The sequence below is a fragment of the Rhodospirillales bacterium genome, assembly GCA_023898785.1.
Taxonomy (GTDB): domain Bacteria; phylum Pseudomonadota; class Alphaproteobacteria; order Micavibrionales; family Micavibrionaceae; genus TMED27.
In genome coordinates this window covers 352,494-365,497 of record CP060239.1, presented here as the reverse complement: position 1 = coordinate 365,497, position 13,004 = coordinate 352,494, and the positions used below count along the sequence as shown (strand labels likewise).

Here is a 13,004-nt window from a genome sequence, read left to right as displayed (position 1 = left end):
TCCGCAATGACAGTATGCCAAGATGCAAAACCCTGAAAGCACACAATTCGGACAGCGCACTGTCACCCCCGAGGAAAAAACCGGACTCGTGCGCGGTGTATTCGATTCCGTCGCCGACAATTACGACCTCATGAACGACCTGATGTCCGGCGGCCTGCACCGTCTGTGGAAAGATACGTTCGTCCGGCGCATTCGCCCCAAAAACAACATGAAATTTCTCGATGTCGCGGGCGGCACCGGCGACATCGCCTTTCGCATTAAGAAAAAATCGCCCGGGTCCGACATCACCGTCTTCGATCTCAACCCCAATATGCTAGAAGTTGGCCGTGACCGTGCGATTGATCGCGGCTGGATCAATGATTTTGAATGGATCACCGGCAACGCCGCCAACCTCCCCTTCGAGGATAACAGTTTCGACGTCTACACCATCGCCTTTGGTTTGCGTAACGTGACCCTCATCGATGAAGCCCTGCGCGAAGCCACCCGTGTCCTGAAACCCGGCGGGCGCTTCTTCTGTCTTGAATTCTCCCATGTGCGCGAACCGTTACTCGCCAAAGCTTACGACCTCTACTCCTATAATATCATCCCGCGCATAGGCCAAATTGTTGCCAAAGATCGTGACAGCTACCAATACCTTGTTGAAAGCATCCGCAAAATGCCGCAGCAGGAAGAACTCAAAAACCGCATGGAAAATGCAGGGCTTAAAAACTGTTCATTTTCAAATCTTTCCGCCGGAATCGTCGCAATTCACCGTGGAACCAAGCTGTAAACACACCGCTAATTTGCCATAATTACAATGGCTTGTCGTTTTTTATTGACTCGCAAGTCTCGATTGCGCAAAAGTGGCCATTCACAAACCACTATATAACTGTGAGAATTAAGGAGAGGACTACTCTAATGAATAACTTTACAAAATCAATCGTCTATTCCGGTGTTGTACTGGCCGCAGGTCTGGTTGCAATTTTCGCAATCTACAACAACATGGGAACATCTGGAAATAACATATCATACATTGAACCTGCAGCAGGTTCAGAAGCCGCTGAAGGCATAGCTGAAGGCGTCTCTGGCTTTGCTAGTTCAATCCAGGAAGCAGCTGGCGAAGCTGCTGAAACTGTTTCTGAAATGACAGAAACAACAATGGAAACAGCCGCTGATGCAGCCGATGCAACAGCCGAAGCTTCTGATGATGTTTATGACGCCATGGCTGAAATTGCTGATGATGCTGTCGAAGCCACAGAAGAAGCAGCAAGCGAGACTACTGAAGCAATCGAAGACGCCGCAGCAACAAATCCGGATGAAGAAACAGCCGAAACCATTGAACACGCAGCTGACAGCATTGAAGATACCATTGAAACAGAGCCTGCTTCCGGTGATGCAATCATCGAAAAAGCAAAAGAAATGATGCAATAAGACTCGCTCTTAAAGCAAAAGTTTAAAAGCCCTGCTAGCCATAGCAGGGCTTTTTCTTTATAAACAGCGTCATGACACAAAATCTTAAAGAAAAATCTATCCTCTTGATTATCAGCGGCGGCATTGCCGCTTATAAATCACTTGAGCTCATCCGCTTACTGAAAAAAGCCGGATGCACTGTGCGCTGCATCCTCACCAAAGGCGGGGAGCAATTCGTCACGCCTTTAAGCGTCTCCGCCCTGTGCGAACAAGAAGCGCTAACCGGAGATACATACAAAATGGATCACATCCATCTCTCACGCACAGCCGACGCTATCGTCATCGCCCCGGCCAGCGCCAATATCATAGCTCAAATAGCCCACGGACTGGCCCAGGATCTGGCCACCACCGCCTTACTGGCCGCCGACAAACCCGCCCTCATCGCCCCGGCGATGAACCACAAAATGTGGCATAACCCGGCAACACAGGCCAATATCGCCACGCTGCAATCCCGCGGTCATACTATTATCGGCCCCGAAGAAGGCGACATGGCCTGCGGCGAACGCGGCTTGGGACGCATGAGCCAGCCCGAAGACATCCTTAAAGCCGTTCTTTCCAACATTCCAACATTCCAACATTCCAACATTCTAAAGGGCCGCACGGCCCTTGTAACCTCCGGCCCGACCCTCGAACCCCTCGACCCGGTACGCTTCATCGGCAATCGATCATCAGGCAAACAAGGCCATGCCATTGCAACCGCTCTGGCCGCCCACGGCGCCGATGTCACCCTCGTCACAGGCCCGGTCGCCCTGCCAGACCCGCCCGGAATCAAAACCATCCATATTGAAACTGCCCAGGAAATGCTAAACGCCTGTGAAAACGCCCTCAACACCAAAGAAGCCATTGACATCGCTGTGTGCGCCGCCGCCGTATCGGATTGGTCTCCAACCAAACTTCAAAACCATAAAATCAAAAAACGCGCCGGCAAAACCCCACCCTCCATCGCGCTCAAAGAAAACCCGGACATCCTCAAAACCTTGAGCACACATAAAAATCGCCCGATGCTCATCATCGGCTTTGCCGCCGAAACCGAAAACTTGGCCAAAAACGCCGCCGACAAACTCAAACGAAAGAAATGTAACTGGATTCTCGCCAATCTCGTTGGCCAGCCTGCCCAAAAAACCTTTGGCGAAGACCAGAATCACGTCTATCTTATAACCTCTTCAAAAACTCAGGACTGGAAGCCCATGAGCAAAGACGCCATTGCCACCCGCCTAGTGAAAGAAATAGCAAACTACTTTGAAACAAAAGCAGTACAGGACGCAGCAGAATGAGCGAAGTAAGAGTTAAACTGATGCCTTTGGAACACGCCGTAGGACTTCAACTCCCCACCTACGCCACCGAACAATCCGCCGGCATGGACCTGTCCGCCGCCCTCGAAGAAGCCCTCGAACTCGGCCCCGGCGACCGCGCACTGGTTCCCACCGGCCTGTCCATCGCCCTGCCCGAAGGCTATGAAGCTCAAATCCGCCCGCGCTCAGGCCTCGCCCTCAAACATGGCGTCACCGTCCTCAACACCCCCGGCACCATCGATGCCGACTACCGCGGTGAAATCAAGGTCATCCTGATCAATCACGGCCAACACGCCTTCACCATTGAACGCGGACAAAGAATCGCCCAGATGGTCGTGGAAAAATTCGAAACCGTAAACTGGGACGTCGTCAAAACCCTCGAAGAAACCGACCGCGGCGAAGGCGGCTTCGGCTCAACCGGCACGGAATAATAAATGAAAAATAACTCATATCTAATATTAGCAATAGTTTTTCTTTTTACTTTTACTCCCCCTTCTCGAGCAGAAGAGGAAGCCATATGCTCATCTCTTGAAACTTGTTTGGAAATGGCAAAAGAAGGAAATGCAGAAGCGCAGTACATCCTGGCAATGTTATACTTAAAAGAAGCAACTGAAATAGCCGAAGAAAACGAATTTGAGCATAAAACGAATCCAAGAGCTAGAGAGTTATACACACAACACACCAAATGGAAAAAGGAAGCTCTGGACCAAAACTACGCCCCTGCGCAAGTTTACGAAGGCTATCAACAATATACCAAAAAATTTATTGTTCCAGAACCCAGCCTGCAAGAACAAAAAGATGGCCTTCAAAAAGGAGCTGAATTGTTTCTGAAAGCCGCTAAACAAGGAGATCGACGCGGTCAATTTTTAAGAGCAATAGCCGTAGCAGAAGACGATAATACATCAAATGATATTGAAGGTTACGCATGGATGCTGCTTGCTTGGAAACAAGGGCTAAGAAAATATCCCTACAGGCCGGAAATACCTACTAAACCATTCTTGGATTCTTATAAAGAAAGCCTTTCGGAATCTGACAGAAAAGAAGCCTTACTATTATCAGCAGAATACAAAACCTTTTATAGCAAATAGATAAAATCCATCCACAAACCGCCCCTGTGCTTCTCCTGTGTTCACTGTGGTTTAAATTTTTTTCTTCGTGACCTGAACGCCCTTAGTGGTTTAAATAAACCCTATGCAACAAGCTGCGTTAAAAACATCCCCAAAGTCACAAGATGACTTCCTCGCCGACGGCCACACGCCGATGATGGCGCAATACCTCACGCTCAAAGACCGCCATAAAGACTGCCTGCTCTTCTATCGTATGGGCGATTTTTATGAACTCTTCTTCGACGATGCGCTCAAAGCCTCCGAGACTCTCGACATCACCCTGACCAAACGCGGCAAAACCGCCAAAGAAAATGGGGGCACGGACATCCCCATGTGCGGCGTCCCTTATCACGCCTATGAACCCTACCTCGCCAAACTCATTCGCGCCGGCTTTAAAGTCGCCATCTGCGAACAAACTGAAAGCCCCGAAGAAGCAAAGCTGCGCGCCAAAGCCGAAGGCCGCCCCGCTTCCAAAACCCTCGTCAACCGCGATGTCGTGCGCGTCGTCACCCAGGGCACCCTGACCGAAGACGCGCTCCTCCAGCCCCACGAAAACAACTATCTCTCAGCCCTCACCGATGTCGGCAACCAATACGGCCTGGCCTGGACAGACCTGTCCACCGGTTCATTTACGGTGCAACCCGTCCTCAAAGACCAAATCCAGACCGCGCTGGAACGCATTGCTCCGCGCGAAATCGTCATCCCTGACACACTCGCCACAGAATTGGGCCATGACCCGCGCCACAGCCCGCAAGCCCGTTCCTTATTCGACAGCCAAAACGCAAAGAAAAAACTGGAAGACCTCTTCGACGTCAACACACTCGAAGGCTTCGGCGCATTCTCCCGCGCCGAAATCGCCGCTGCCGGAGCGCTGATCGACTATATCCAGCGCACCCAGATCGGTAAAATTCCGTATCTCGAAAAACCCCGGCAAATGACGGCTTCGGCCAATATGGAGATTGACGCCGCCACCCGCCGTAATCTCGAAATCACCCGCACCCAAAGCGGCGAGCGTAAAGGCTCCCTCCTGGCCACAATCGACCGCACCATCACGCCGCCCGGCGCGCGCCTGCTACAAACCTGCCTGTCTGCTCCACTGATCGACATTGATGAAATCAACGCGCGCCTGAACCGCGTCGAATATTTTACAGGCCAAAGCCCTTTGCGCAATCTCCTCCGTGAGCAGCTCAAAGCCATGCCCGACATGGAACGCGCCCTCTCACGCCTGTCAGTCGGGCGCGGCGGCCCGCGCGATCTCGCCATGATCAGGGACGGACTGATGCAAATAGAGATCATCCGCGCCGCATTACAAAATCATGATGGCGCAAAAGAGGTTCTCTCCGATCTCCTCACCGCCCTGCAAACCGAAGCCTTTACCGCCGAATTACAAGACAAGCTCACCCAGGCCCTCGAAACAGAACCGCCAATGCTTGCGCGCGATGGCGGCTTCATCCGCACAGGCTTTTTCAAAAAGCTCGACGACCTCAAAACGCTAAAAAGCGAGAGCAAACGCCTCATCGCCGGCCTGCAAAGCCAATATCAAAAAGACACCGGCATCGACGCGCTCAAAATCAAATTCAACAACGTGCTGGGCTATTTTATCGAAGTCCCTGCCCGGCGCGCCGATCCGCTGATGGAAAAAGGCCCCGAAAGCCCATACATTCACCGCCAGACAATGGCGAGCGCCGTGCGCTTCACCACCACCGCTCTCGCCGAACTTGAACGCGACCTCTCTTCCGCTGGTGAAAAAGCCCTCGCCATCGAACTCGAAATCTTCCAGCAACTCACCGAAGAATGCGTTGCGGCTTCCGAAGAAATTGGCCAAAGAGCTCGCGCCATCGCCACCCTCGATATGGCTACCGCACTCGCCCAACTCGCCAGTGACCAAAATTATTGTCGCCCTCTTCTTGATAACAGCCTCGCCTTTACCCTCGAATCCGCCCGCCACCCGGTCGTCGAAACCGCGCTCAAAAAAGACCACGAAACCTTCGTGCCTAATGATTGCACCCTTACCCCCGACAATCACCTCTGGCTGCTCACCGGCCCCAACATGGCAGGAAAATCCACCTATTTGCGCCAAAATGCCCTCATCGCCATTATGGCGCAAACCGGGTCATTCGTTCCGGCAAAAAAGGCGCATATTGGGATCATCGATAGGGTTTTCAGCCGTGTCGGAGCATCAGATGACCTGGCGCGTGGACGATCCACCTTCATGGTCGAAATGGTCGAAACCGCCGCCATCCTCAACCAGGCCACCGACCGCTCCCTCGTTATCCTTGATGAAATCGGCCGCGGCACCGCCACCTTTGATGGCCTGTCCATCGCCTGGGCCTGCGTCGAACACTTGCACGATGTCAATAAATGCCGCGCCCTTTTCGCCACCCATTACCACGAACTTACCGCCCTGACATCACGCCTGCCCGCCCTGTCCTGCCACTCCATGCAGGTCAAGGAATGGCAAGGAGACATCGTTTTCCTCCACAGCGTTGCCCCCGGCGCTGCCGATCGTTCCTACGGCATCCACGTTGCCAAGCTCGCCGGCCTGCCAGAATCCGTCATCGCCCGCGCCCGGAGCATTCTGGAAAAACTCCAAACCGGTGAGCAGTCCGGTAATCTCGCCCGGCTTTCCGAAGACCTGCCGCTATTCTCCCTCGCCGATAACAAGCAAAGCGCCGCGCACATCAACCCCGCACTCGAAAAGCTCGAAACCATAACACCCGATACGCTCTCCCCACGCGAAGCCCTCGACGTGCTCTACGCCCTCAAAACACTCCTCAAAGACTCATAACCTATACTTGACCACCCTAAAGCCCCCCCTTTAAGCAAAGCCACCTTGCATTCACCTGTATAAAATATTATATCGACAACAGAATAAAAACAGCAGAAAAAACAAAAACACAGCACAAGACAACACAAGGATAAAGGCTTTGACAAACGCCAAAACCACGGCCCCGCAAAAAGACACAATAACCACCGATGCCATTATCATAGGTGCAGGCCCCTGCGGCCTGTTCTGCGCTTTCGAACTTGGCCTGCTGGATATGAAATGCCATTTCGTCGACATCCTCGACCGCCCCGGCGGCCAATGCACAGAGCTTTACCCCGAAAAACCAATTTACGACATCCCCGGCTACCCGGAAATCACCGGCCAGGAACTTACTGATAAGTTGATGAAACAGATAGAACCCTTCCATCCGACATTCCACCTTAACCAAATGGCTGAAAAACTGGAAAAGCTTGATAACGGCAACTGGCAACTCACCACCGACATCGGCACAATCCTCGAAGCCCCCGTCGTCATCATCGCTGCCGGCGGCGGCAGCTTTGTCCCCAAAAAGCCCCCCATCCCCGGCATCGAAGAATACGAAGGTGCATCAGTCTTCTATGCCGTGCGCAAAATGGAACAATTTAAAGACAAAAAACTCGTCATCGTTGGCGGTGGTGATTCTGCACTGGACTGGACCCTGAACCTTCAACCACTGGCCAAACAACTCACCCTCATTCATCGCCGCCCTGAATTCCGCGCACATATGGACAGCGTCAATAAAATGCGCAGCCTCGAAAACGAAGGGAAAATCAATTTTCAGCTCGGTCAGGTCAAAGAGCTCAAAGGCGAGAACGGCCAGCTTTCCTCAGTAATCATCGAACATAAAGACAAAACAACTACAAAAATCGAATGTGATTGCCTGCTGCCCTTCTTCGGCCTGACCATGAAACTCGGCCCTATCGCAGATTTCGGCCTGAATTTACACGAAAACCTCATCCCCGTGGATACGGAAAAATTCGAAACATCAACGCCGGGCATCTTCGCCGTCGGCGACATTAACCATTACCCCGGCAAACTCAAACTCATCCTCTCCGGCTTCCATGAAGCCGCTCTCATGAGCCGCCAGGCCTTCCGCTATATCTACCCCGATGCCAAACTGAAATTCGAATACACAACCTCCAGCTCAAGCCTTCAGGAAAAACTCGATGTCCCGACCGCCAAAGAAAAGAAAACTGCTTAGGATCAAAAAATCTACATAACGTAGATAATAACCGCTTAATCCTCAATATCCTCAAAAAGAGCCGTAGAAATATACCTCTCCGCAATTGACGGAATCATCACCACAATCTGCTTGCCCTTGCTTTCAGGCATTTTCGCAATCTGCTTGGCCGCTGCCATCGCCGCGCCCGATGAAATACCGCAAGGAATGCCCTCCAGCCGCGCCACCTCGCGCGCCGTTTCAATAGCTTCTTCACTGCTGATTTTGACTACACCGTCAATCAACGTCGTATCCAGATTATCCGGCACAAACCCCGCGCCGATCCCCTGAATCTTATGCGGCCCCGGCTCACCACCGGAAATCACCGGACTTTCTGCCGGCTCCACCGCATAGGCCAAAAACCCCGGCTTTTTCTCTTTAAGCACCTTGGAAACGCCGCTCACAGTGCCCCCGGTCCCGACACCGGCAACAAGAATATCCACAGCACCATCCGTATCATTCCATATCTCCATTGCGGTTGTTTCACGGTGAATTTGCGGATTGGCCGGATTATCAAACTGACTAAGCATAAACGCTTCGCCCTTCTCAGAAACAATCTCCTCAGCCCGCGCAATCGCGCCCTTCATTCCTTTTTCCGCCGGTGTCAACACCAGCTCCGCCCCCAAAAAGCGCAGCATCTTGCGCCGCTCCAAAGACATGCTTTCCGGCATCGTCAAAATCAACCGATACCCCTTTGATGCCGCCACCATCGCCAGCGCAATACCCGTATTTCCAGACGTCGGCTCCACCAAAACACTCTTGCCCGGCGTAATCTTTCCTGCGCGTTCAGCAGCCTCAATCATCGCAAAACCAATCCGGTCTTTCACCGAAGACACCGGATTAAAAAATTCCAGCTTGCATAAAATATCGGCCTCAAGCCCATATTTTCCAACAAATTTAGGCACTCGCACGAGCGGCGTATTCCCGATTGTTTCCAAAAGGTTATTGTAAATCTTCCCGCGGCTCTCTCCATCAGGCCTCAACGGCCTTGAATCTAGCGCGGGCTTCGCAGATTTATCAGCTGGGGAATTCATACTCTAATCTCCTTACTCAAATTAGCTCCTCAAACACACAAACATTTCAGACGAAAAGACAAAGATTAATCACCCTCGCCAGGTTTCGGACTAAAATGCTCTTCCATCTTATTCGGAACATCTTTCATCTTTTCCGCATCCGGCATCGGCGCCCGCGTGCTGGTAATATTGGGCCATTTTTCAGAATATTCCCGGTTCATCTCCACCCACTTTTCCGCCTTGCTATCTGAATCAGGCAAAATCGCATCAATCGGGCACTCCGGCTCACACACACCGCAATCAATGCACTCATCCGGGCTAATAACCAGCATATTCTCACCCTCGTAAAAACAATCAACCGGGCAAACCTCAACGCAATCGGTATACTTGCACTTTATACACACATCTGTGACCACAAAGGTCATGGCACATTCTCCTTATATCTATGCGCTTGATTATCAATAAAACCGCTCAAAAACATTAAGCCCCAAACCCTTATAACGCAAGGGGTCTGATAGGAAAATTTATATGTGAGAAACTCCATAAAGCCACTAAAGCTCAATAGACGCTTCAACAAAACCGCGATAACCTTATAACTATGCGCACCCTGTATTTTTTGACATGCTTTTGCCTGCTTCCGCTTTTACTGGGGGGCTGTTCGCATCCTCCTCCACCAGACGCCGAGCTCACTCCAATGACACATCAAATAATAGACCCCGATGACGCAATCCTCAGAGAATCCGTCAGCTACTTCCTCGAAAATAGCGAAGCCCCCAGCGCATCGACTTATGACTTCGAACGCATAGACCTGAACGAAGATGGCCGCCGCGACGCTTTAATCCTGTTCAAAACACCTTACGGTTACTGGTGCGGAACACATGGCTGCACCATGCTTATTCTGCGCGCTCATAACAACCATTTCTCACTTGTCAACGACATCCAGCCCATTCGCGAACCGGTCTATATCAGCCCTGCAAAAAGCCACGGCTGGAAAAACTTGCTCGTACGCGTATCTGGCCGCTGGGATAAAGCTAAAAACGTTGTAATGGCATATAATGGAGAAAAATACCCGAACGACCCATCAAATTTGCCCCCATTCGACCAATACAATGATGACGAATATGTCCGCGCACTTTATAATTAACTGTGAAACTCCACGGGCCAAGGCCCGTGGTATCACTTTAGTTCAAGCTGCGCTTGTCCAGTATCTTCTTCTCCCTGGTTTTGAATATAGCGCTTAATAACACTCTCACCGATGCCCACTGTGCTGACAAAATAACCGTCGGACCATATGCCATCTGCGCCCCAATATGCTTTGCGCATATACTCAAACCTTTTCTTCATAAGACGGCCTGATCACTGACACGCATCTTGGGGGGAATTGATAACAACAGGTGCACATGATCAACATCGTGATTGATCTCCAACACTTCAACCTCAGGCAACATCTCATGAAAACTCGTTATCAATTCCCGCAGATAGGCAAATGATCCTTCATTGAAAATTTTACGCCGGTACTTGCTGGTCAAAACCAGATGGTATTCGCATTTGTACGCACAGTGGCCTTGCTTCCTTAATCGCATGAAGAAGATACTGGACGCACTCCATCCACGGGGCAAGCCCCTTGGTTTTTACGTGCCTATAAAAAGAAACCCACCTTACTTATGAAAGCGATTTTTCAAAAATTCATCACGATAGGAATACACAATATCTTTAAAGCTTTTCTTCCGCTTCGCACTTGCAAACACCATCCCTTGCGAATCATCTTCAAACTCAAGACCAACACTACCAATAAGCTCGTCCAGATTCGTACATTTCAAATGCGCCTCTTCAAGTTTCAACATCACCGCTTGCTCTTCTTTGCTATAATCCCCATCAATATGCACAAGCTCCCGTGCGAATTGGAAAAAATGCGCCTGATCACGCACGTCCGTAATCCCGGCAAACATTTTCTCAATATCCTGCGCCGTTTTTACATCTTCGTTTAAAATCGCCCGCTGCTCATCCGAAAACGGAATATCATCCAACGCCTCCGCCATAAAACGCAGCTCTTCATTTGAAACAACATCATCCGCATGTGCCACAGCAAACAGAGTCCGCCACATATAAAACTGACTATCGGTTACAGCTTCACTCATCCCACACCTTCCTGCTGATAAAATGCAATCATCTGATAAATCACCTGTTTAAGCATCTCTTCTTCCGGACTGGCCGCCTGCTCTCCCAACGGCAAATCAGGCTTGCGATTCATCCAGCGTAAATCCGCCTCATAAACCGCCGCCTCATCACCCAAATCATCCTGAATACTTTCAATAACCGCAAGCTCATCATCATGTAAAACACCGTCACACCAAACCACAATCCGCGCCAAACGAAAAAACTGGCTTCGATATTCGGAAAGTTCAATTTCTTGAAACAAATGGCGCGCATCACAAGGCACATGCATATCTTTCTCAATAACGGCACACTGCTCAGGCGAAAAACTAAAAACACCCATCACCTGTTTAACCAGATTCTGCTCGACCTCAGCCAACTCCCCATCCCCGTGCGCCAGTGAAAACACTGCCCGCCAAAGCGCAAACATCTCACGATCTGGAGCCTGCGAAGCGTGATACTGAATTTCTGCAAGAAGACTTTCCATTAATCTCCAGTAATAACTCTGTCATTAAGCGACTGCACAGGCCGTGCATTCACCGGGAAAAGCGCCTGAAAAGCCTTAAGCTGCATCTCGGAAATCTCAATGGGCTCTTTCAACACATGCCAGCGCACACCTTCGCTGCATGGAGGAGTCGTCAACGACCCATCATATTTGTAATACTCCAAAGATGCAGGCATCAAATCTGCCGCATTGATTTCAACACTTTCAATGCTTTTGCTTCCACCTGCCTGAATCGGCGCATTTTGCCAAACCCCTTCAATCACAGGGTTATGCCCCCCTATTTTCATCATCACGCCAATCACACCCAGCGTTCCATCCGCAGCCTTATGCACCAAATGCATTTCCATGGGATACGGCGCTCCGTCTAAATAATGCTCACTGGGCGTATGAAAATGAAGCTGCAATAAATTATAGTTCACACCAGCCGCCTCAAAACCGCTTCCTGCATCATAATTCACCTGAATCGTATGCCCGTTATTCACCACATTCAAAGACGACGGCTTATAGGAAAGCGTAATATCCGGCACGTCTTCCTGTAAAAACTTGGCAATATTAACCGGTGATTGCTCTTGACCGCTTGCACAAAGCTCATAAGAACCATCCAGAGTACCCCAATACGGCGCCGCCTCACCGCCACTATATCCCCAATGCGCCTGTGCAGTGCCATGATGTTCTACCGCCACCGTCTCAGCATCCATATCACCATGCCCTTCATCTGCAGACATACGATCTCCAGCGGATGACTCGGCTTTTACAACCTGAACATCAGTGCCAGCCTCTTGCGCATACGCAGGCACCACCGCTTCCTGCACCACCTTCACAACACCATCCGCAGTTTCTTCAATAACAGGCTGCACTTTTCCCTGCACCGCATCGACAGGCACCACCGCTTCCTCAGCCCACCCTGGCATAACAAAAACAAAAGAAAAAACAGTGCTTAAAAGAAATTTTTTCATCGGTGATCCCCACTTCAATCCGGTTGGTGTAACGAATGAATCGAGTTTACAACCTCACCGCCAAAAGAAAAGGATTGTTTAAGACTGTTTCCCAAAAATATAGTTTACATATAATTAGGCGATATGTTAAAAATCCAAACTATGAATAATAAAAAGAACACAAAAATACGCCGACAAGCAAAACAGGCAACCATGCGCGGCAACTATGAAAATGCTATTTCGCTTATTGATAACGGTATAAAAGAACAAGATAGAACATTCGACGATCTTCTCACACTACAAGAATGTCTCGGGCTTTCCGGAGCATGGCTACAAGCAGAATGTATTCGAGATATTTTGTTTGATAGAATTAACACCGTCAAACAAGGCAAACGATTTGCAGCCCTGCAAGAAAGATTAGATCCGCCAAAACTTTCCAATATTACCAGAGGAAGACAATTTGGTGGGGCATGGCATACCAGAAACAACCTTGACCCGTCACAGGGTTGAAGTTTAAAACCAGCC

At 50.3% G+C, this 13,004-nt stretch carries 16 protein-coding genes; 9 read left to right on the top strand and 7 right to left on the bottom strand.

The genetic code is table 11. The annotated features are described in order from the left end of the window. Window positions 1-22: 22 nt before the first annotated feature. The 7 genes from ubiE to H6859_01915 all read left to right on the top strand — a co-directional run bounded on the left by ubiE (window position 23) and on the right by H6859_01915 (window position 7,854). On the top strand, window positions 23-769 hold the full coding sequence (ubiE, locus tag H6859_01945; GenBank protein ID USO05992.1) for a bifunctional demethylmenaquinone methyltransferase/2-methoxy-6-polyprenyl-1,4-benzoquinol methylase UbiE: 747 nt from the start codon (window positions 23-25) through the stop codon (window positions 767-769). 128 nt (window positions 770-897) lie between these two features. Continuing rightward, the gene (locus H6859_01940; GenBank protein ID USO05991.1) at window positions 898-1,410 is read left to right on the top strand and encodes a hypothetical protein; all 513 of its coding nucleotides are present in this window, start codon (window positions 898-900) and stop codon (window positions 1,408-1,410) included. 71 nt (window positions 1,411-1,481) lie between these two features. Further along, complete coding sequence (gene coaBC, locus H6859_01935; GenBank protein ID USO05990.1) at window positions 1,482-2,723, top strand: bifunctional phosphopantothenoylcysteine decarboxylase/phosphopantothenate--cysteine ligase CoaBC; 1,242 nt, start codon at window positions 1,482-1,484, stop codon at window positions 2,721-2,723. After that, on the top strand, window positions 2,720-3,172 hold the full coding sequence (gene dut / locus H6859_01930; protein USO05989.1) for a dUTP diphosphatase: 453 nt from the start codon (window positions 2,720-2,722) through the stop codon (window positions 3,170-3,172). Before coaBC ends, dut begins: the two co-directional genes overlap by 4 nt. Before the next feature lie 3 nt (window positions 3,173-3,175). Beyond that, window positions 3,176-3,829 (top strand): hypothetical protein, encoded by a 654-nt coding sequence (locus H6859_01925; GenBank protein ID USO05988.1) that lies wholly within the window; start codon window positions 3,176-3,178, stop codon window positions 3,827-3,829. A gap of 103 nt (window positions 3,830-3,932) precedes the next feature. After that, the gene (gene mutS, locus H6859_01920; GenBank protein ID USO05987.1) at window positions 3,933-6,635 is read left to right on the top strand and encodes a DNA mismatch repair protein MutS; all 2,703 of its coding nucleotides are present in this window, start codon (window positions 3,933-3,935) and stop codon (window positions 6,633-6,635) included. A gap of 139 nt (window positions 6,636-6,774) precedes the next feature. After that, entirely contained in the window at window positions 6,775-7,854 is a 1,080-nt protein-coding gene (locus tag H6859_01915; protein ID USO05986.1) for an NAD(P)/FAD-dependent oxidoreductase, read from the top strand. Between the two features lie 35 nt (window positions 7,855-7,889). Here the strand turns inward: H6859_01915 and cysK are convergent, their stop codons facing one another. Together cysK and H6859_01905 are read right to left on the bottom strand one after the other, a co-directional pair. After that, window positions 7,890-8,906, bottom strand: a complete 1,017-nt coding sequence (gene cysK / locus H6859_01910) for a cysteine synthase A (GenBank protein ID USO05985.1) — start codon at window positions 8,904-8,906, stop codon at window positions 7,890-7,892. Between the two features lie 65 nt (window positions 8,907-8,971). Continuing rightward, window positions 8,972-9,310: a ferredoxin family protein gene (locus H6859_01905; protein USO05984.1), complete on the bottom strand. Its 339-nt coding sequence runs from the start codon at window positions 9,308-9,310 to the stop codon at window positions 8,972-8,974. 269 nt (window positions 9,311-9,579) lie between these two features. On the opposite strand from H6859_01905, the gene H6859_01900 reads away from it, so the two are divergent. Continuing rightward, the gene (locus H6859_01900; GenBank protein USO05983.1) at window positions 9,580-10,029 is read left to right on the top strand and encodes a hypothetical protein; all 450 of its coding nucleotides are present in this window, start codon (window positions 9,580-9,582) and stop codon (window positions 10,027-10,029) included. A gap of 32 nt (window positions 10,030-10,061) precedes the next feature. Here the strand turns inward: H6859_01900 and H6859_01895 are convergent, their stop codons facing one another. The 5 genes from H6859_01895 to H6859_01875 all read right to left on the bottom strand — a co-directional run bounded on the left by H6859_01895 (window position 10,062) and on the right by H6859_01875 (window position 12,500). Next, a complete protein-coding gene (locus H6859_01895) occupies window positions 10,062-10,208 on the bottom strand; it encodes a transposase (GenBank protein USO05982.1) in 147 nt (48 codons plus the stop codon). Between the two features lie 17 nt (window positions 10,209-10,225). Then, window positions 10,226-10,468 carry an IS200/IS605 family transposase gene (tnpA, locus tag H6859_01890; protein USO05981.1) on the bottom strand — a complete coding sequence of 81 codons (243 nt, stop codon included), beginning with the start codon at window positions 10,466-10,468 and terminating at the stop codon, window positions 10,226-10,228. Window positions 10,469-10,543: 75 nt separating this feature from the next. Then, window positions 10,544-11,023, bottom strand: a complete 480-nt coding sequence (locus H6859_01885; protein USO05980.1) for a TerB family tellurite resistance protein — start codon at window positions 11,021-11,023, stop codon at window positions 10,544-10,546. Next, window positions 11,020-11,526 (bottom strand): TerB family tellurite resistance protein, encoded by a 507-nt coding sequence (locus tag H6859_01880; GenBank protein USO05979.1) that lies wholly within the window; start codon window positions 11,524-11,526, stop codon window positions 11,020-11,022. The genes H6859_01885 and H6859_01880 overlap by 4 nt, the downstream gene beginning before the upstream one ends. Beyond that, the gene (locus H6859_01875) at window positions 11,526-12,500 is read right to left on the bottom strand and encodes a carbonic anhydrase family protein (GenBank protein ID USO05978.1); all 975 of its coding nucleotides are present in this window, start codon (window positions 12,498-12,500) and stop codon (window positions 11,526-11,528) included. The genes H6859_01880 and H6859_01875 overlap by 1 nt, the downstream gene beginning before the upstream one ends. A 141-nt stretch (window positions 12,501-12,641) precedes the next feature. On the opposite strand from H6859_01875, the gene H6859_01870 reads away from it, so the two are divergent. Continuing rightward, on the top strand, window positions 12,642-12,989 hold the full coding sequence (locus H6859_01870; GenBank protein ID USO05977.1) for a hypothetical protein: 348 nt from the start codon (window positions 12,642-12,644) through the stop codon (window positions 12,987-12,989). The last annotated feature ends 15 nt before the right edge of the window (window positions 12,990-13,004 follow it).

Bases quoted from the DNA above. Each gene is read 5' to 3' on its own strand.
- ubiE (USO05992.1), top strand. From the start codon at position 23: ATGCAAAACCCTGAAAGCACACAATTCGGACAGCGCACTGTCACCCCC.
- H6859_01940 (USO05991.1), top strand. From the start codon at position 898: ATGAATAACTTTACAAAATCAATCGTCTATTCCGGTGTTGTACTGGCC.
- coaBC (USO05990.1), top strand. From the start codon at position 1,482: ATGACACAAAATCTTAAAGAAAAATCTATCCTCTTGATTATCAGCGGC.
- dut (USO05989.1), top strand. From the start codon at position 2,720: ATGAGCGAAGTAAGAGTTAAACTGATGCCTTTGGAACACGCCGTAGGA.
- H6859_01925 (USO05988.1), top strand. From the start codon at position 3,176: ATGAAAAATAACTCATATCTAATATTAGCAATAGTTTTTCTTTTTACT.
- mutS (USO05987.1), top strand. From the start codon at position 3,933: ATGCAACAAGCTGCGTTAAAAACATCCCCAAAGTCACAAGATGACTTC.
- cysK (USO05985.1), bottom strand. From the start codon at position 8,906: ATGAATTCCCCAGCTGATAAATCTGCGAAGCCCGCGCTAGATTCAAGG.
- H6859_01905 (USO05984.1), bottom strand. From the start codon at position 9,310: ATGACCTTTGTGGTCACAGATGTGTGTATAAAGTGCAAGTATACCGAT.
- H6859_01900 (USO05983.1), top strand. From the start codon at position 9,580: ATGACACATCAAATAATAGACCCCGATGACGCAATCCTCAGAGAATCC.
- H6859_01895 (USO05982.1), bottom strand. From the start codon at position 10,208: ATGCGCAAAGCATATTGGGGCGCAGATGGCATATGGTCCGACGGTTAT.
- tnpA (USO05981.1), bottom strand. From the start codon at position 10,468: ATGCGATTAAGGAAGCAAGGCCACTGTGCGTACAAATGCGAATACCAT.
- H6859_01885 (USO05980.1), bottom strand. From the start codon at position 11,023: ATGAGTGAAGCTGTAACCGATAGTCAGTTTTATATGTGGCGGACTCTG.
- H6859_01880 (USO05979.1), bottom strand. From the start codon at position 11,526: ATGGAAAGTCTTCTTGCAGAAATTCAGTATCACGCTTCGCAGGCTCCA.
- H6859_01875 (USO05978.1), bottom strand. From the start codon at position 12,500: ATGAAAAAATTTCTTTTAAGCACTGTTTTTTCTTTTGTTTTTGTTATG.
- H6859_01870 (USO05977.1), top strand. From the start codon at position 12,642: ATGAATAATAAAAAGAACACAAAAATACGCCGACAAGCAAAACAGGCA.